The organism is Agromyces lapidis (assembly GCF_009749405.1).
Taxonomy (GTDB): Bacteria; Actinomycetota; Actinomycetes; order Actinomycetales; family Microbacteriaceae; genus Agromyces; species Agromyces lapidis.
The window spans coordinates 445,222-464,701 of record NZ_WBIQ01000002.1 but is presented as its reverse complement, the minus strand read 5'-3'; the positions used below and the strand labels follow the sequence as shown (position 1 = coordinate 464,701).

Below are 19,480 nucleotides of genomic sequence, written 5' to 3'. Positions count from 1 at the left end.
CGCGTCACCCGGAGGCGAGCTCGGCTCGCAGATCGCCCGCGCGTCCCGCCGAGCGCCACTCGGCGGCCGCGATGATCGCGTCGAACAACTCGACCATCATCGGGCCGGCGTCGACGAGGATCGTCGAGAGTCCGACGAGTACCGCGGCGGGCCGGCCGGGCTCCGTCAGCCAGTAGTCGACCTGCAGCGCCTCCGCCTCGTCGCGGCCCGATCCCGATGCGATGAGGCGCGAGCGACGCAGCACGATCGAGTCGCCCTTCTCGAACGCGACTCCCCCGTCGTCGGCGAAGTCCGACCAGAGGCGAGCGGAGTCGGTTCCCGCGCGACCCCCGAAGAGGCCCGCGACGAGCTGCTCGGCGACGAGCGCCGGTTCGGCGCGATCACCGAGCGGGAGCGCAGGCCGATACTCGATGAGCGTCGTCGCGAGCGATGCCCGCGCGGCCAGCCGCAGCGCGATGTGCTGCTGCGTGGCCCCGGCGGAGATCGCCCGCCCCGCGGCATCCGTCAGGCGTCGGCGGTGCGCAGCCCGGATCGCCGCATCGTCGTCGCGCCGACCGTACTCGCGTCGGACGAGCTCGCGGATGGATTCGGCGGCTTGCGCCTCCGAACCGAGCTGCACCTCCCACCACTCCCCCGGAAGCCGGAACTCCAGCGCGGCCCGCGCCGCCGTCACCCCGCCGCCTCGGCGAGTTCTTCTTCGGTGAAGACCAGCCCGCTGCCGCGGTACGCACCGACGTCGATCGGGATCTCCGATCGACGGTCGTTCAGACGCTGCTCGGCCGGGGCATCGCCGCCGGCGGGATCGGGGGCCGCCACGTAGAAGGCGTACGTCGTGAAGCCGTCGGCGCCCGCCTCGACCGCGTGCACCGCACCGAGCAGCACCTCGCCGAGCGCAGCGTCGCCCTGTTCGTCGAGCTCGATCTTCGCGCTGAGCCGGTACGAACCCGGGGTGCCGGTACTCGCGGTCCCGATCGTCGCCGAGGCGACCCCGTCGATCGATTCGAGTTCGCGCTCGATCGCCGTCGCGTCGATCTTCATCTCGGTTCCCTCCGTCGTGGGCGGTGTGCACCCGGTCAGCGCGGCGAGCACGACGGCTCCACCGAGCAGCATGCGGAAGCTGCGGGCCCGCATCTAGTCGCCCCTCGTGTACGCGTAGTCGGTGCTGCCCGTCGGCTCCCGGAAGTAGTCCGAGATCTGGATCCCGTCATCGGCGTCGGGGTCGTCGGCCATGAACGCGCTGCCCTGCGGCGACCCGCCCTGGTCGACCTGGTCCTGCATGGTCGTCTTGTACTTCTCGGAATCGTGACCGAGCGCGTCCGCGCCGCCGGGCGGTGGGACGTCGATCTTGTAGCGGTTCGGCTCGTTGGAGTAGTCGGGCGCCCAGGGATTCTCGGTGCGCGGCACCGGATCGGTCGTGTGCGAGACGTCGAGCACGCGCACGCTCGGCGGGATCGGGAGGTCGTCGACCGACGACCCGGCGACCGCGATCGCATCGACCTTGTACGTGGAGGTGAAGTCGGGGTCCGAGGCGAGGTTGCCCGCCGTGATGCCGCCGAGGCTCCAGCCCGCGAGCATGACGTGCGACCCCGGTGGGATGCCGTGCTCCTTCATCGCCGCGATCACCATCTTCTCGAGCTGGGTCTGCTGGGCCTGGTCCATCTTGGCGACGATATCGCTCGTGACGTCGTTGCCGCTCTCGCCGCCCGGCGTCCACTGCTGGGTGCTCGGGATGTGCACCCGGTAGACGATGGTGCCGTCCTCCGCGACGCACGGCACGATGCGGACGACGGACTCGTGATTGGTGTCGGGGTCGTTCGGGTCGAGGTGGCCGGCGTCGTCGATGTCCTGGAGGTCCTCGAACAGGTCGGCGAGGCCCTGGTCCTGTTCGGGCTTCCATCCCTCGGTGCGATCGACGAAGACCGGGTCGCCGGTCTCGGCGCCCGAGGCGAGCTTGACGACGAGCCAGAGCGCGGGTGCGAGCGTGAACAGGGCCACGATGAGCGCCTGGGTGAGCGCTTCGACCGGGTCCATGCCCGTCATCAGGTTCACCGCGGTGAACATGACCACGGTGAGGATCAGCCCGACCACGGCCGCCGTCACGAGGGCGACGAGCAGGAGCACCACGCCGACGAGTGCGATGCCGATGGCCAGCAGGACCATCGCGGCGAGGGCGACCAGTGCGATCACCGCGAGGAGGGCGATGACCGCGAGTGCGAGCACCGCGAGTGCCAGCAGGGCGAGCACTCCGAGCAGGACGAGCGCGGCGATGACGATGAGCACGGCCGTGATGAGCTCGACGATGGCCTTGATGACGGCCGTGACGGCTTCGAAGACGGCAGTGATCGCGTCTCGCACGAAGTCGAAGAGCCCGTCGAGCGCGCCCGTGAAGCGGTCCCAGAGCGAGTCGTTGAGTTCGCTGCCCTCGACGACGTTCTCGATCCGTTCCATCGCCCGGCGCGCAGCCTGCTCGAACTCCGCGACCGCCTGCGCATGGCGGCGTTCCGCGGCGGCGGCATCGGCGCCGTGCTCGTCGGCGGCCGCACCGGCGCGGCCCACCCTGCGCTCCGCGGCCCGCCGTTCATCTGCGTCCGATGCGGGCGGGAGCGCCCGAAGTTCGAGGAGCGCCGCACGACGCACGTCCGCGGCGCGATCGGCTGCGGCCTCCGCCGCCTCGGCGTCGTCGATCGCCGTTGCCGCGTCGGCCTGCGCCTGCTCGTGGACCGCCGCGAAGTCGAGCAGCGCACGACCGGTCTCGGAGTATCGGGACTCGGCCCGCTTGATCTCGTCGGCGAGGGCGCCGGCCTCGCGGCGGATCCGGTCGAGCGCGAGGCTGCGCATGTCGTCGGGGCTCGCGATCGCCTCGAGTTCGGCGACCGCGTTGCGGATCGCCTGCGCGGTGTCGACGAGTCGCGCGCCGCTGCGGCGCACGATCGCGGGTTCTCCGTGGATCGGGTCCATCACCCCTCCGATGCCAGATCGCGGTCGAGCGTCGTGAATGCGTCGTGCACCGCGACGAGCGCCGACGCGACCGTGTCGAGCTGCTCGGCGAACTCGTCGCGGCGATGCGACCAGGTCGATTCGAAGTCGCGGATCGTGCCGGCCAGGCCCCCGTGGCCGCACGCGTCGGCTGCCGCCCCTGCGACGCCGTCGGTGCCGTCGAAGGCGTTCGCGAGCGAGCTCGCGTTGCGCGCCCCCTCGCCGATCACGGCGAGGTCGAGTCTGATCATGCCCATCAGCGGGTCCTCTCGATACGGGCGCGGCGTTCGGCCGGGCCGAGCAGTCCTCGGCGGGCGCGGCCGCTGCCGCGCCCGCCGAGATGCGGAGGACTAGTTGCCGGCCAGTGCCTGGTCGGTGTCCTTGATCGCCTGCATCATCTTGCGCAGCGACTCGCCCATGTCGGAGATGCCCTCGATCGCCTTCTCGAGACCGGTGGTCAGCTCCGTGTAGCCCTCGCCGAACTTGCCCGACGCGTGCTGCGTCTTGAAGTCGTCACCGAGCAGACGGTCCACATCGTCCTTCAGACGACGCAGCACGTCGCCGATCTCCTCACGGCCCGAGTCGAGACGACCGGCCATCGACTCCATCTCACCGTACGACGCCTTGAAATCAGCCATCATCAACCCCATCCTCAGAATCCTCGCCGCCCGGACGGGCGACCCTCATGAGACTAACCGTCCCCCGAAACCCGGAGAATGGGCAGCACTCCCCATGAGCTGGCAGGGCCGGTGAGATCCGACGGCATGCAGCTCAGGCGAGCCCTCGGACCAGGCACTCCTCCGCGGTCGCGCTGTCCAGCAGGCGGCGGAGGTAGAGGACGCCGAGCCCGTCGACGACGGCCGCCCTCCGCATGAGGCCCTCTGCCTCGGGCTCCTCGGCCAGGAGCCTCTCGAGTTCGCGCAGCGAATCTGCGTCGATCCGCTCCACCTCGTCGTGGGCGGCCGCAACGGCGCGCTCCGCCTCGGCGATCGCCGCGGGGACGTGCTCGCGCTGCCAGGCGCGGAACTCGACGAAGGCGCGGAGCTCGAGCACGATCGCCCCCGCGAACATCAGGGTGCCGACGACGATCGGCCAGGTCACCCACCAGCCGTCGCGCGAGACCTGCCACCAGAGGAGCGCGAGCCCGATCGCCGCGAGCACCGCGAGGAGGATGAGGAGCTTCGGCGGATAGTGCATCGCGAGCACGTTGCGGCGCCTGGGTTCGGCGAACGCCATCCAGAGTGCTGCGGCCAGCGACAGCGCGCCGCCCCAGAGGGCCGCCGGTTCGGACTCGAGGAGGTATCCCCCGTTCTTCGCGGGGAACGCGAGCACCGGTCCGACGATGGCGGCGAGGACTGCGAGCGCGAGGGGCCACAGGGATGCGCTGCGCGCGGAGCCGGAACCCGCAGCGGAGACGCCGCCGAGGAATGCGTCGTCCGCCCGGCGGTTCGCGCCCCGGCGAGCCTCGGCGTCGCGCTCGGCGAGGGCCGCGAGCGCCGGACGCAACGCGTCCGATGCCGCCTCGCGCTGGAGGCCGAGCATGATCGGCACGAGCTCGGGTCCGTCGATCCGGTCGCCTTCGGCGTAGCTGCGCACGGCCCGGCGCCGGCCTTCGCCGCCGTCACCGAGCACGGCCACGGCGCGCGCGGCCGGGGCGACGCGCTCGACGACCGTGATCCATGGCGTGGTCGTCGAATCGTCGGCGATGTCGCCGTGGTCACCGCGGCTCATCGGGCGACCTCGACCAACGGCAGTTGCACCGTCACGAAGCGCCCGTTCTCGACGAAGATGCCTCGCCCGGCCGGGAACTCATGACGCGCGACCTTCGGGAACGGCACCTTGAAGAGCGAGTCGCCGTCGTACGTCTCGGGACGCAGCGCGATGCCACGGCGTCCGGCCTTGAGTTCGCCGACGAGGCCGTACCCGCTCGAGAGCTGCGAGACGTCCCCGTCGCCGATGAGGAAGTGCTCGCTGCGGTTGACCGCCTGGAAGAGCTCCTTCATGGGGCGCTCGGCATCGGTGTCGCCGAACTCGGTGATGTTCTCGACGACGATCATGATGCGCTTGGTGATCGACTCGTCGGCGACGAGCTCCTTGAGCTCCTTCGCAAGCGCCCGCGCGTCTTCGATCGACGACGCCGTGCGCCGCCATGCGCGCGCGTCGCGCAGGGCGGCCCGGCGCCCGCCGAAGTGGAAGAACTCCGTCTCGGGATCGAAGCGGGCGACCGCCTCGATGAGCGCGCGCAGCGCGTTGGTCTTGCCGCTCTGGGGCGGGCCGGCCACCACGAAGGTGCCCATCGGCTCGAAGCCCTTGGGGCCGAGCACGTCGTCGGCGACGCCGATCACCGGCGCCCCGTCGATCGAGTCGGGCAGTTCGTCGGCGCGGAGTTCGGTCGGCAGCGAGCCGATCTCGGGCGCCTCGGATGCCCCGCGCTCCCGCAGCGAGGCGGCGAATGCCTCCATCGCCTGGGTCTGCTCGGCGACGTTCGTGGTACCGCCGAGCACCGCGATCTGCGTCTCGAGCCCGTCGACGATCGCGCGCCCGGGGGCGCTGCGCTCGTTCAGGACGTCCTTCGGGGCGCCGAGGATCGCGTACGAGCTCTCGTCGGCGAGCCGCAGCACCACACGGCGGTTGACGTTCGCGCTCACCGCCGTGGGAACGGCGCCGTAGCGGTCGGCCGTTGCGACCGCGTGGATGCCGAGCGGACGCCCCTCGCCGAGCATGCGCATGAACACGTTGTAGTACGGCGCACGCGCCGACGTGCCCTCCCACTCCTGCTTGAACGTGCCGAAGCCGTCGATGAGCACGAGCAGGCGCGGTTCGTCGCGACCCGTGATCGAGCGATACTCCGTGAGGCTCGCGGCGTTCACCGCGGAGAAGCGCTTCGCACGGTCGTCGAGCGTGCCGCGCAGCGTCTTCAGCAGGCGCTGAACGCGCTCCGCGTCATCACCGGGGACGATCGATCCGACCTGAGGAAGCGACTCGAGCGAACGCAGCGAGCCGGTGCCGAAGTCGAGGCCGTAGACGTGCACGCGCCCGCGCTCGGGCCGAGCCCCCGCCGCCACGGCGATCGTGCGCAGCACGGTCGTCTTTCCGGCGCCGCTCGTGCCGTAGACGAGCAGGTGCCCATCGGTGTCGGGCTCGAAGTAGACCGCCTCCTGCAACTGCCGCTCAGGAATGTCGGCGCGACCGAGCGGGATGCGCGCATCGCCCTCGAGGGCGAGCTCGGCGAGATCGACGGTCGTCGCGAGCTCGTCGAGCCACGGCCGCCGCGGCGCCGGGATGCGACTGTCCGAGGCCGCCGACACGAGCGAGGCGACGAGGCGCTTCTGATCGTTCGGACCGAGGTCGTCGTCATGCGAGTCCGACTCCTGATCGTTGTCGGACTCCCAGAGCGTGATCGACCCGAAGCGCAGCTCGGCGACCTTCACCTGCGCCTGCTCAGGGGTGTCCGACGTCCACCCGCCCGCGTAACCCGACTGGAAGGGCACGAGACGCCCCGGACCCGTCTTCGCGATGCCGCGACCGGGGATGGAGGGGTCGAAGGTGCCCGCGACCGGGTCGCCGACGACGTCGTTCGAGTCGGATTCGTCGGCCATGCGCAGCGCGACGCGGAGGTTGGTGTTCGCCCGCAGGTTGTCTTTGATGACACCTGCGGGGCGCTGCGTCGCCATGATCAGGTGGATGCCGAGCGAGCGACCGCGCTGGGCGATGTCGACGACGCCGTCGACGAACTCGGGCACCTCACCCGCGAGCGCCGCGAACTCGTCGATCACGAGCACGAGCGCCGGCGGAGTCTCGGGATCCTGGCGCTTCTCGAGCTCGAGGAGGTCCTTCGCCTTCTTGCGATTGAAGAGGTGCTCGCGATGGTGCAGCTCGGCTCGAAGGCTCGTCAGCGCGCGACGCACGAGGTGCGGGCTCAGGTCGGTGACGAGCCCGACGCAGTGCGGCAGCTCGACGCAGTCGGCGAACGCCGAACCGCCCTTGTAGTCGACGAAGAGGAAGGTGACCCGGTCGGGGCTGTACTCGGCCGCCATGCCGAGCACCCAGGCCTGCAGGAACTCGGACTTGCCCGAACCCGTGGTGCCGCCGACGAGGGCGTGCGGGCCCTGCGTTCGCAGGTCGAGCGACATCGCGTCGGGGCTCCCCTGGCCGATGTACGCCTTCAGCGTGCCGGCGCGCTTCAACCTGGGGCGCTGGCCGCGCGATCGGTCGAGGATCGAGTTGTTCTGCCGCCAGCGCTCGGCCACCGAGAGCGGCTGGGCGGCCATCTCGGTGCCGATGAGCTTCAGGAAGGAGACGCTCCGCGGCAGGTCGGACGAGTCGGCGGTGACCGAGCTCGAGTCCGCGACGGGCGCCAATCGCTTCGCGAAGACCTCGGCGTACTGGTTCGAGACGCCTTCGATGGCGACCCGCTCGTACTGCTCGCCGGCGCGGACGTAGCCGACCTTGGCGCGGTCGAGGCCGTCGCTCGCGTCGATGTAGGTGCGGCAGGCGGCGGGCAGCGACTCGACCGTGGGGGCGAGGAAGATCGTGTAGACGCCGACGTCGGCACCGCGCTCGATCAGCTGGGTGAGGCGGGGGCGGTCGACGGGCGCGTCGTTCGAGGCGACGAGCACGAGGGCGAGGTCGGACGCGGCATCCCGATTCGCGCCGATCTCCTCGCCGACCTTGGCGCCGCGCTCCATGCTCGTATCGGGCAGCCGCAGCGGCCCGCGCCGTCCGGGCGATCCCGACAGCCGCGACATGATCGACTCCTCGAGCCCGTTCAGCAGCGCCGTGCCCGCCGACTGGCTGTCGGCGAGGGCCATCTCGGCGAACGGCGAGCGGGGGCTCGTGGTGTGCGGGAGCCACTTCATCCACTCGAGCTCCTTCGCCCATGCCGGGTCGACGATCGCCGTGGTGATGAGTTCGTTCGGCGCGTGCAGGCCGAACAGCTGCACGCCGAGGCCTCGGAGCACGTCGGCGGCGAGGTGCCGGGGACCTGCGATGCCGATGGCGCCCGAGACCGGCAGCAGCTCGATGAGCGGCACATCGTCGATGCGCTCGTGCCGGTTACGGAGCACGTCGACCTGCTTCGCGTAGCGGGCGATGCCCCGCTGGTCGTTCGATTCGGCGATCGTGTTGCGGCTGCGCGCCCGGCCGACGCCGAGCCGCAGCCCGAGGAAGTTCCAGTGCTCGGGGCGCCTGGTCCAGAGCAGCGGGCCGAGGCGCATCGCCTGCTCGTAGACGTGCGCGACCGCGGGGGCCTCGTCGTGCCTGCGCTCGCGCTCGACGATGGTCTCGGCGCGGAGCGACTCCTCGAGGTCTTCGATCTGCGTCTCGAAGGTCTCGATCTCGAGCCGCAGTTTCTTGCCCTGCTGGGTGCGCTGCCCGACGAAGTTGCCGAGCATCATGAGCGGCGCCATGACCACGATGAGGAGGGAGGTCGGGCGTTGGGTCATCGCGAACATCGCGAGCCCGAGCAGCACCGGCGCCATGATCATCGGCCACGGGAACATGCGGGGCTCGGCTTCGGAGGGGATCACCGGATGGCGGTGCTCGGTGCCCGGGTAGCGCACCTCGACCCGCGGTGAGCGGTTGAACATGAGCGCGCCGCCGCGCTCGAGCACCGAGGCGTCGGGGGCGCCCGCCGCGCTCGCGGCGAGGTCGAAGGAGACCTCGGTGGCGCCGATGGTGATGACCTGGCCCGGGATGACTCTGACGCGCTGAACCAGCCCGCCGTCGACGAGCAGCCCGTTGGCGGAATTCAGGTCGACCAGCTCGATCGAGTGATCGACCTCGATGCGGGCGTGCCGCTTCGAGACGAGCGAGTCGGCGAGCACGAGATCGGCGTCGGCGCCGCGCCCGATGATGCTCGCCCCGCGGGGCAGGCCGAACTCTCGGCCCGCGTCGGCGCCGGAGTGCACCCGCATCACGGCGACCGCCTCGGCAGTCGCGCCGTTCGGCCGAGGCGCATGGGCCACGACGGCGGCGTTGAAGCCCGAGCCGATCGGCGCGTCGCCGATGAGCACCTGCGGGTCGAGCACGACGGGCTCGCTCGAGGTCGGGGGCGCGACCGCGAGGGTCACCCCGGCGGTGCCGCCGAGCACCGGGGTGCTCGGATCGTTCGTGGCGATCGCGCGCGCGACGTCGCCGACGGTCGCGGTCGCGTCGGCGGTGATGACGAGATCGACCGGCGCGCCCTGCTGACGGCGGAGTCCGAGTTTGAGCTTCATGCCTTACCTTCCGGGCTCGCTCGTGATGGTGAAACTGCGACCGCCGACGACCACGAGCGCACCCGGTGCGAGCGGGGTGCGCACGCCGGGCACGAGTTCGACGACGCGGCCGTCGGGCAGGCGCACCTCGGTGCCGTTGGTCGAGCCGCGGTCGGCGATCCAGAATCCCCCGTCGACGGCTCCGAACTCCGCGTGCACCTTCGAGATCCGCTTCGAAGGATCGTCGACGGGCAGCAGCTGGGCGGTCGCTCCGGGTCCGGCATCGGGGGCGCGGCCGAGCAGGCCGAATGCGGATGCCTCGACAGCGGTGCCGTCGTCGAAGCGGAGCACGATCCGGGCCGGCGCCGACGGGCCGGCGCCCGGAGCGGTGCCCGACACCGCCGGCGCGGGCACCGGGAGCGGTGCCGGTGCGGCTGGAGGCGGTGCCGGCTGAGCCGGTGCAGGCGGGGTGAAGGCCGGGGGCGCCGGCGGCGCCGCCGCGGCATCGCCGCCGATCGGCGGCGGAGTCCACGAGTCGATGCTCGTCGCCCCGGGCGACACGACCCCCGAGCTGGAGCGCTCTGCCGGGATCTGGAACACCTCACCGAGCGGGCGGTCGCTCGCGAGCGACGGGAGTCGGACCGCCTCGGCCTCGGGCGGCGCGGCCGCGACGCGTCGGGCCCGTCGCATCGCCCGGGCGTCGAACGGGTCGAGCGCGCGACGGGCGTCGACGACGTAGCATCCGCCCACCCGATCGAGCCAGGAGCGGCCGCGCTGCTCGGGATCCCAGGAACCCGAGGCGAACAGGATCGCCGGTCCGATGAACGGCAGCACGAGCTGACCGGCGCCGAGCACCAGGGCACGCAGCACGACCCGCCAGAAGCCGGCAGGCCCGAAGTCGCGCACGCTCACGGAACGGAGCCCCGACGCGGCCTTGCCGACGGTGACGCCGAACCGGCCGTGCAAGACGAGCTGCACGAGGCCGAAGACGACGGTGAGCGCCTCGCCGACCGCGATCGCGATGAGCGGTCCGATCGCGGCCGAGCCGAGCCGGCTCGGGTCGCCGCCAGAGGCGAGCACGGGGTCGACGAGCAGCAGCACCCCGATCAGGGTCGGCGCCGCGAGCACCGCCCAGATGGCGGCGTCGAGCGCGAAGGCTCCGGCTCGTCGACCGGTCGGCGCGGGCACGAGGCCGAGCGCGCGCGCGTACTCGGGATCGGGACGACCATCGGGTCGGAGGCCGGGCGTCGGCTCGTCGTCGATGTCCATGGTGACGCTCACGTCGCTCCTCGAATCGGCAGGTCGGCAGGGTGGTCCAAGCTGCTACCCAACCCGATCGTGGGCACGCTGTCGATGGGGAGGAGTCACCATCCCCGTCTGACGAGCGTACCCGCAGCCCCAGGCTCCGCCGTGCGTTGTGCACAGCCGCCCGCAGCGGCCCCGATCAGCGCAGCGGTTGCGGCTGCGGGCCTGCGGCGAGCTCGCGGTCGTACGCCTCGAGCGCGACGCGATTGCGCTCGGTCACCGTGCGCCCGCGCGCGGCGACCCACCCGCCGAGCCAGATCGGGATCTCACGGGCGATCAGGGCCGCGACGATCGCGAAGGGATCGAGCCAGCGCTGCGCGATGAACGACTGCGCTTCCTCGAAGGTGAGCGTCCACGCCTCGACCGTGAGCAGTGCGCCGCCGAGGTACGCGAAGTACACGAAGACCCCGACGAGCAGGCCGAACACGACGTACGCCCACCAGCGACCGCGATTCACGATCGCTGCGAGCAGCGCGAAGCCGACGAAGAAGGCCACGATCGGCACCCAGTAGACGGGCTTCGCCAGGAACCGCTCGACGAAGACGGTGTTCACCTCGGCGGCGTCGCCCTGGCTGAGGAGCAGCAGATAGGCGATCCCCGCGTAGAGCGCTGCGAACAGCGCGGCGCCGATGAGCGCGACGAGGGCTCCGAACGCCCGATTGCCCTTGGCACGCGGCGGCTCGGGCGCCTGCACGTAGACCGTCTGCGCGCCGAACTGGGGTGCGAGCTCGGTGGCGGGCTCGGGAGCGAGGGTGGCCGCGCCGGCCGCGGCCGCGGTGGCGGCCGTCGAGGCGGGCACGTAGGTCTCACGACGCACGGAACCCGCGGGCACGGGCTGCGGCGCCGAATCCGCGTCGTCGATGCCGTTGGGCTCGTCGTCGAGGTCGGCGGAGGTCTCAGCGCCTGCGTTCGCCCGCAGCACGGCGGCGTCGAGCGCGCTCGTCTCCGCCGCGTCGGAAGGCTCGGGCTCGTCGAGCGGGGCGGGCACCGCGGCATCCGGAGCGACGGGATCGGTCGTCGTCGCAGTGGCCGCAGCGGCTTCATCGCCGACCGCAGGCTCGGCCGCGTCGACGGGAACGGCGGTCGCAGCCGGCGCGATGGGCTCGTCCGCCTCGACGGTGCCGGGCTCGGTCGCGCCCACGGGCTCGGTCGAAGCCTCAGCGGTCTCGTCGGCGTCGACGACCTCCGCGGGCTCGCTCACCTCGTCGCGCCGCGCCTCGTCGTCCGACTCGGATCCGGGAGTCGTGCTGCTCATGATCGCGCTCCTTTCGGGTACACCTCGCACCCGCGGTGCGCCAACTGTAACGCCGCGTGGCCGCCGCCGCCCCGCGCCGCGCGGATCGTTCGGCGTTTCCCGATCGCGCCCCGGAACGCCGAACGGCCCCCGATCCGCTGGGATCGGGGGCCGTTCGTACGATTCGCGCCTTAGCTGTAGTTGCCGGGCGTGAAGTCGTCGCTCGAGAACGCGTCGAAGTCGACGAAGCTGAGGTCGCCCTCGCTGAAGGCCGCGTCGTCGGTGAAGATGCGGTTCGGGTAGCGCTCCGCCTTCGCCTCCTCCGTGGCCTCGACCGCGACGTTCCGGTACTTGCCGAGGCCGGTACCTGCCGGGATCAGCTTTCCGATGATCACGTTCTCCTTGAGGCCGACCAGCGGGTCGCTCTTGCCCTCCATGGCGGCCTGCGTGAGCACGCGGGTCGTCTCCTGGAAGGACGCGGCCGACAGCCACGACTCGGTCGCCAGCGAGGCCTTGGTGATACCCATGACCTCCTGACGGGCCGATGCCGTCTTCTTGCCCTCGGTGAGCGTCGCGCGGTTGATCTCGTTGTACTTCAAGCGGTCGACGAGCTCACCGGGCAGCAGGTCGGTGTCGCCGTGGTCGACGACGGTGACCTTGCGCAGCATCTGGCGCACGATGACCTCGATGTGCTTGTCGTGGATCGGCACGCCCTGCGAGCGGTACACGTCCTGCACGCCGTTCACGAGGTGCTTCTGCACCTCGCGGACGCCCTTGACCCGGAGGACCTCCTTCGGGTCGACGGTGCCGACGATCAGCTGCTGACCGAGCTCGACGTGCTGGCCGTCCTCGACGAGCAGCGTCGAACGCTTGAGCACGTTGTACGCGATCGGCTCGTCGCCGTTGTCGGGCGTGAGGATGACCTTGCGCTGCTTGTCGGTCTCGTCGATCGTGATGCGACCGGGGGCCTCGACGATGGGCGACGCACCCTTGGGGGTACGGGCCTCGAAGAGCTCCTGCACGCGGGGAAGACCCTGCGTGATGTCGTCGGCCGAGGCCGAACCACCGGTGTGGAAGGTACGCATCGTCAGCTGCGTACCGGGCTCACCGATCGACTGGGCCGCGATGATGCCGACGGCCTCGCCGATGTCGACGAGCTTGCCGGTCGCGAGCGAACGGCCGTAGCACTTCGCGCAGACACCGACGGCCGACTCGCAGGTGAGCACCGAGCGGACCCGGATCGACTCGACGCCCGCGGCGATGAGCTCGTTGATGAGCACGTCGCCGACGTCGCTGCCGGCCTCGGCGACGACCTCGCCCTTGGCGTTCACCGCGTCAGCGGCGAGCGAACGGGCGAACACCGAGTTCTCGACGTTCGGGTCGCGGACGAGCTCGCCCGAGGAGTCGACCGCGGCGATCGGGAGCTCGAGGCCCTTCGACGTGCCGCAGTCCTCCTCGCGGATGATGACGTCCTGCGAGACATCCACCAGACGACGCGTGAGGTAACCCGAGTCGGCCGTACGGAGGGCCGTGTCGGCCAGACCCTTTCGGGCACCGTGCGTCGCGATGAAGTACTCGGCGACCGAGAGGCCCTCGCGGTAGCTCGAGATGATCGGGCGAGGGATGATCTCACCCTTCGGGTTGTTCACGAGGCCTCGCATACCGGCGATGTTGCGCACCTGCAGCCAGTTACCACGAGCACCCGAGGTCACCATGCGGTTGATGGTGTTGTCGGTCGGGAAGTTCTCCTGCATGGCCTTGGCGACCTCGTCGGTGGCCTTGGTCCAGATCTGGATGAGCTCCTGACGACGCTCGAGGTCGGTCGTGAGACCCTTCTCGAACTGCGACTGCACCTTGGCGGCCTGCTTCTCGTACTTCGACACGATCTCGCCCTTGCTCGGGGGCGTGATGATGTCGGAGAGCGCGACGGTGACGCCCGAACGGGTCGCCCAGCGGAAGCCGGCGTCCTTGATGCGGTCGAGGGTCGCGGCCACCTCGGTCTTCGGGTAGCGCTCGGCGAGGTCGTTGACGATCTCCGAGATCTGGCCCTTGCCGGCCTGACGGTTGAAGTACGGGTAGTCGACCGGGAGCGCCTCGTTGAAGAGCGCGCGACCGAGGGTCGTCTCCATGAGGAACGGCTTGCCCTGCACGAAGCCCTCGGGCTCGTCGCCCTCGCCGAAGTAGAGACCGTCGAGACGGATCTTCACCTTGGCGCCGAGGTCGAGCTCGAGGTCGCCGGGACGGTTCTGGTCGAACGCGAGGATGGCCTCGGCGATCGACGAGAACGCGCGGCCCTCGCCGGCTGCGCCGGGCTTCTCGGTCGTCAGGTGGTGCAGACCGATGATCATGTCCTGCGAGGGCAGGGTCACCGGACGGCCGTCCGACGGCTTCAGGATGTTGTTCGAGGCGAGCATGAGGATGCGCGCCTCGGCCTGGGCCTCGACCGAGAGCGGAAGGTGCACGGCCATCTGGTCGCCGTCGAAGTCCGCGTTGAAGGCGGCGCAGACGAGCGGGTGGAGCTGGATGGCCTTGCCCTCGACGAGCTGCGGCTCGAACGCCTGGATGCCGAGACGGTGCAGGGTGGGTGCACGGTTCAGCAGCACGGGGCGCTCGCGGATGATCTCCTCGAGGACGTCCCACACCTGCGGGCGCGAACGCTCGACCATGCGCTTGGCCGCCTTGATGTTCTGAGCGTGGCTCAGGTCGATCAGGCGCTTGATCACGAACGGCTTGAAGAGCTCGAGCGCCATCTGCTTGGGCAGACCGCACTGGTGCAGCTTCAGCTGCGGGCCGACGACGATGACCGAACGGCCCGAGTAGTCGACGCGCTTGCCGAGCAGGTTCTGGCGGAAGCGACCTTGCTTGCCCTTGAGCATGTCGCTCAGGGACTTGAGGGCGCGGTTGCCGGTACCGGTGACGGGGCGACCGCGGCGGCCGTTGTCGAACAGCGCGTCGACGGCCTCCTGCAGCATGCGCTTCTCGTTGTTGACGATGATCTCGGGGGCACCGAGGTCGAGCAGACGACGAAGACGGTTGTTGCGGTTGATCACACGACGGTAGAGGTCGTTGAGATCGCTGGTCGCGAAGCGGCCGCCGTCGAGCTGCACCATCGGGCGGAGCTCGGGCGGGATCACCGGGACGACGTCGAGCACCATCGCAGCGGGCGAGTTGCCCGTCGCGAGGAACGAGTTGACGACGCGGAGGCGCTTGATCGCGCGGATCTTCTTCTGGCCCTTGCCCTCGGCGATCTGCAGGTGCAGATCCTCCGCCTCGGCGGCCAGGTCGAACGCCTCGAGGCGCTTCTTGATGGCCTCGGCGCCCATGTAGGCGTCGAAGTACATGCCGAAGCGGTCCTGGAGCTCGTGGAAGTCCGCGTCCTCGGGCTTGAGGTCGCCGACCTTGAGGGTGCGGAAGGCCTCCCACACGCGCTCGAGGTGCGCGATCTGCTCGTCGCCCGACTTGCGGACCTGCGTCATCTCCTTGTCGGCGGCGGCCTCGGCGCGCTTGCGCTGGTCGCTCTTGGCGCCCTCGGCCTCGAGCGTCGCGAGCTCCTCCTCCTTGCGGGCCATGAGCGTCGCGATGCGGGCGTCGCGCTGGTCGCCGATGGTCTTGATCTCGAGCCGGAGCTCGTTCTCGAGGCCGGGCATGTCGGCGTGGCGGCCCTCGTCATCGACGTCGATCACCATGTAGGCGGCGAAGTAGATGACCTTCTCGAGGTCTTTGGGCGCCATGTCGAGCAGGTAGCCGAGGCGGCTGGGCACACCCTTGAAGTACCAGATGTGCGTGACCGGGGCGGCGAGCTCGATGTGGCCCATGCGCTCACGGCGGACGGAGGACTTGGTGACCTCCACGCCGCAGCGCTCGCACACGATGCCCTTGAAGCGCACGCGCTTGTACTTGCCGCAGGCGCACTCCCAGTCGCGGCTCGGGCCGAAGATCTGCTCACCGAACAGACCGTCCTTCTCGGGCTTGAGGGTGCGGTAGTTGATGGTCTCCGGCTTCTTCACTTCGCCGTAGGACCACTTGCGGATGTCCTCTGCGGTGGCCAGGCCGATCCGAAGCTCGTCAAAAGTAGTTGCGTCGAGCAATTTCTCTCCTTGGAAAGTCTCTGTAGTCGTCTACTGGCCTGGCTTAGATCTCGTCGATGTTCGACGACTCGAAGCGCGCGGAGATGTTGATGCCGAGCTCTTCCGCAGCGCGGAAGGCCTCGTCGTCGGTGTCGCGGAGGGAGACCGCGGTGCCGTCGGCCGAGAGGACCTCGACGTTCAGGCAGAGCGACTGCATCTCCTTCATGAGCACCTTGAACGACTCGGGGATGCCGGGCTCCTGGATGTTCTCGCCCTTGACGATCGCCTCGTACACCTTGACGCGGCCGAGGATGTCGTCGGACTTGATCGTGAGGAGCTCCTGCAGCGCGTAGGCCGCGCCGTAGGCCTGGAGCGCCCAGACCTCCATCTCACCGAATCGCTGGCCACCGAACTGCGCCTTACCACCGAGCGGCTGCTGGGTGATCATCGAGTACGGGCCCGTCGAACGCGCGTGGATCTTGTCGTCGACGAGGTGGTGCAGCTTCAGGATGTACATGTAGCCGACCGAGACCGGGTACGGGAAGGGCTCGCCGGAGCGACCGTCGAAGAGCTGCGTCTTGCCGCTCGAGTCGATGAGTCGCTCGCCGTCGCGGTTGGGGAGGGTGGAGTCGAGCAGACCCGCGATCTCCTCCTCGAACGCGCCGTCGAACACCGGGGTGGCGACCTTGGTGCCGGGATCGGCCTCGTGGGCGGCCTCGGGCAGGCGCTTGGCCCACGAAGGCTTGCCCTCGACCTTCCAGCCCTGCTTCGCGACCCAGCCGAGGTGGGTCTCGAGCACCTGGCCGAAGTTCATTCGACCGGGGATGCCGAGCGGGTTGAGCACGACGTCGACCGGCGTGCCGTCCGCGAGGAACGGCATGTCCTCGACCGGGAGGATCTTCGAGATGACGCCCTTGTTGCCGTGGCGGCCGGCGAGCTTGTCGCCCTCGGTGATCTTGCGCTTCTGGGCGATGTAGACGACCACGCGCTGGTTGACGCCCGAGCCGAGCTCGTCGTCGCCGTCCTGCGAGTCGAACACCTTGACGGCGATGATCGTGCCCTGCTCGCCGTGGGGAACCTTGAGCGAGGTGTCGCGCACTTCGCGGCTCTTCTCGTTGAAGATCGCGCGGAGGAGGCGCTCTTCCGCCGAGAGCTCGGTCTCGCCCTTCGGCGTGACCTTGCCGACGAGGATGTCGCCGGGGCGGACCTCGGCGCCGATGCGGATGATGCCGCGCTCGTCGAGGTCGGCCAGCAGGTCGGGGCTCACGTTCGGGAGATCACGGGTGATCTCCTCCTTGCCGAGCTTGGTGTCGCGGGCGTCGACCTCGTACTCCTCGATGTGGATCGAGGAGAGGACGTCGTCCTTCACCAGGTTCTGGCTGAGGATGATCGCGTCCTCGAAGTTGTGACCCTCCCACGGCATGAACGCGACGAGCAGGTTCTTGCCGAGCGCGAGCTCGCCGTTGTCGGTCGCGGGGCCGTCGGCGATGACCTCGCCGGCCTCGATGCGGTCGCCCGTGTTCACGATGACGCGGTTGTTGTACGAGGTGCCCTGGTTCGAGCGGTCGAACTTGCGCAGGAAGTAGGTCTGCGTGCCGCCCTCGTCGAGCTGGACCGTGACGGAGTCGGCCGAGACCTCGGCGACGACACCGGCCTTGTCGGCGGTGATGACGTCACCGGCGTCGATCGCGGCGTAGCCCTCCATACCGGTGCCGACGTAGGGCGAGTCGCTGCGGAGCAGCGGCACGGCCTGACGCTGCATGTTCGCACCCATGAGGGCGCGGTTCGCGTCGTCGTGCTCGAGGAAAGGGATGAGCGAGGTGCCGACCGACACCATCTGGCGCGGCGAGACGTCCATGTAGCCGATCTCGTCGGCGGGGATCAGGTCGACCTCGCCGCCCTTCTGACGGGCGAGCACGCGCTCCTCCGAGAAGTGGCCGTCGGCCTTGAGCGGCGCGTTGGCCTGGGCGACGATGTAGTCGTTCTCCTCCATCGCGGTCAGGTAGTCGATCTGGTCGGTGACCTTGCCGGCGACGACCTTGCGGTACGGCGTCTCGATGAAGCCGAAGGAGTTGATGCGCGCGAACGACGCGAGCGAGCCGATGAGGCCGATGTTCGGGCCTTCAGGCGTCTCGATCGGGCACATGCGGCCGTAGTGCGAGGGGTGGACGTCACGGACCTCGACGCCGGCGCGGTCTCGCGAGAGACCGCCGGGGCCGAGCGCCGAGAGGCGGCGCTTGTGGGTCAGACCCGCGAGCGGGTTGTTCTGGTCCATGAACTGCGACAGCTGCGAGGTGCCGAAGAACTCCTTGATCGCGGCGACGACGGGTCGCACGTTGATCAGGGTCTGCGGGGTGATCGCCTCGATGTCCTGCGTCGTCATGCGCTCGCGCACGACGCGCTCCATGCGGCTGAGGCCGGTGCGCACCTGGTTCTGGATGAGCTCGCCGACCGCGCGGATGCGACGGTTGCCGAAGTTGTCGATGTCGTCGACGTCGAGGCGGAGGTCGACCGCCTTGCCGCCACGGCGGCCGGGCAGCGTCTCGCGCTCGTCGTGGAGGGCGACGAGGTACTTGATCGTGGCGACGATGTCCTGGACCGTCAGCACCGAGTCGGTGAGCGGCGCCTCGAGACCGAGCTTCTGGTTGATCTTGTACCGGCCGACCTTCGCGAGGTCGTAGCGCTTCGGGTTGAAGTAGAAGTTGTCGAGGAGCGCACGCGCGGCCTCGGCGGCGACCTGCTCGCCCGGGCGCAGCTTGCGGTAGATGTCCTTGAGCGCCTCTTCCTTCGTGAGGATGTTGTCCTTCTCGAGGGTGAGGGCGATCGACTCGTAGCCGGCGAACTCCTCGAGGATCTCCTCGGAGGTGAGGCCGAGGGCCTTCAGGAAGACCGTGACCGACTGCTTGCGCTTGCGGTCGATGCGGACGCCGACCTGGTCGCGCTTGTCGATCTCGAACTCGAGCCAGGCACCGCGGCTCGGGATGACGCGGGCCGAGTAGATGTCCTTGTCGGAGGTCTTCTCGGGGGTGCGCTCGAAGTAGACGCCGGGCGAACGGACGAGCTGCGAGACGACGACGCGCTCGGTGCCGTTGATGACGAAGGTGCCCTTGGGGGTCATGAGCGGGAAGTCGCCCATGAAGACCGTCTGGGTCTTGATCTCACCCGTGAGGTGGTTCATGAACTCCGCGTTCACGTAGAGCGGTGCGGAGTAGGTCTTCGACTTCTCCTTGCACTCGTCGATCGTGTACTTCGGAGGCTCGAGCTCGGGGTTCGTGAACGAGAGCTGCATGGTCTCGCCGAGGTCCTCGATGGGAGAGATCTCCTCGAAGATCTCCTCGAGACCGGTGGTCTCGGGCAGGTCCTTGCGACCGGCCGTCTGTGCCTCGGCGACGCGTGCCTTCCACGCGTCGTTGCCGACGAGCCAGTCGAAGCTCTCGGTCTGGAGTGCGAGGAGGTCGGGTACCGTGAGGGTATCGGCGATCTTCGCGAACGAGAGGCGGCTTGCACCGCGTCCGTTCTTGGGGGTGGGCGTGGTCGCGTTGCGCGCAGCAGCCAAGTGAATAACCTCCATGGCCCCGTCGGGCCGGTTCACTGTCGGTAGCGGAGAGAGTTCAGTACCCCTCAGACATGGTGCGACGTCGAAGATCGCAGGATCTCGACACACACGAAGCCGACCGCAATATGAAGGCATGCAGGGTCTG

General features: G+C 69.7%; 11 protein-coding genes. All 11 read right to left on the bottom strand.

Translation table 11 applies throughout. From position 1 onward, the window contains the following. Window positions 1-4: 4 nt before the first annotated feature. Window positions 5-673, bottom strand: coding sequence for a hypothetical protein (locus tag GQQ93_RS05425; RefSeq protein WP_157423209.1), 669 nt, complete (start codon window positions 671-673; stop codon window positions 5-7). Next, complete coding sequence (locus tag GQQ93_RS05420) at window positions 670-1,131, bottom strand: hypothetical protein (RefSeq protein ID WP_157423208.1); 462 nt, start codon at window positions 1,129-1,131, stop codon at window positions 670-672. The genes GQQ93_RS05425 and GQQ93_RS05420 overlap by 4 nt, the downstream gene beginning before the upstream one ends. Continuing rightward, window positions 1,132-2,958 (bottom strand): hypothetical protein, encoded by a 1,827-nt coding sequence (locus GQQ93_RS05415; RefSeq protein WP_157423207.1) that lies wholly within the window; start codon window positions 2,956-2,958, stop codon window positions 1,132-1,134. Continuing rightward, the gene (locus tag GQQ93_RS05410; protein ID WP_157423206.1) at window positions 2,958-3,233 is read right to left on the bottom strand and encodes a hypothetical protein; all 276 of its coding nucleotides are present in this window, start codon (window positions 3,231-3,233) and stop codon (window positions 2,958-2,960) included. Before GQQ93_RS05410 ends, GQQ93_RS05415 begins: the two co-directional genes overlap by 1 nt. A gap of 93 nt (window positions 3,234-3,326) precedes the next feature. Next, window positions 3,327-3,617, bottom strand: a complete 291-nt coding sequence (locus GQQ93_RS05405) for a WXG100 family type VII secretion target (protein ID WP_246192102.1) — start codon at window positions 3,615-3,617, stop codon at window positions 3,327-3,329. Between the two features lie 130 nt (window positions 3,618-3,747). Beyond that, window positions 3,748-4,707, bottom strand: coding sequence for a hypothetical protein (locus tag GQQ93_RS05400; RefSeq protein ID WP_157423205.1), 960 nt, complete (start codon window positions 4,705-4,707; stop codon window positions 3,748-3,750). Continuing rightward, window positions 4,704-9,194 carry a type VII secretion EssC family protein gene (locus GQQ93_RS05395; RefSeq protein WP_157423204.1) on the bottom strand — a complete coding sequence of 1,497 codons (4,491 nt, stop codon included), beginning with the start codon at window positions 9,192-9,194 and terminating at the stop codon, window positions 4,704-4,706. The genes GQQ93_RS05400 and GQQ93_RS05395 overlap by 4 nt, the downstream gene beginning before the upstream one ends. Before the next feature lie 3 nt (window positions 9,195-9,197). Next, on the bottom strand, window positions 9,198-10,454 hold the full coding sequence (locus GQQ93_RS05390) for an RDD family protein (RefSeq protein ID WP_157423203.1): 1,257 nt from the start codon (window positions 10,452-10,454) through the stop codon (window positions 9,198-9,200). A 163-nt stretch (window positions 10,455-10,617) separates the two neighbouring features. Next, window positions 10,618-11,733 carry a hypothetical protein gene (locus GQQ93_RS05385; protein ID WP_157423202.1) on the bottom strand — a complete coding sequence of 372 codons (1,116 nt, stop codon included), beginning with the start codon at window positions 11,731-11,733 and terminating at the stop codon, window positions 10,618-10,620. A gap of 170 nt (window positions 11,734-11,903) precedes the next feature. After that, complete coding sequence (gene rpoC, locus GQQ93_RS05380; protein ID WP_157423201.1) at window positions 11,904-15,800, bottom strand: DNA-directed RNA polymerase subunit beta'; 3,897 nt, start codon at window positions 15,798-15,800, stop codon at window positions 11,904-11,906. Between the two features lie 43 nt (window positions 15,801-15,843). Continuing rightward, window positions 15,844-19,335: a DNA-directed RNA polymerase subunit beta gene (gene rpoB, locus GQQ93_RS05375; RefSeq protein ID WP_157423200.1), complete on the bottom strand. Its 3,492-nt coding sequence runs from the start codon at window positions 19,333-19,335 to the stop codon at window positions 15,844-15,846. Window positions 19,336-19,480: the final 145 nt, after the last annotated feature.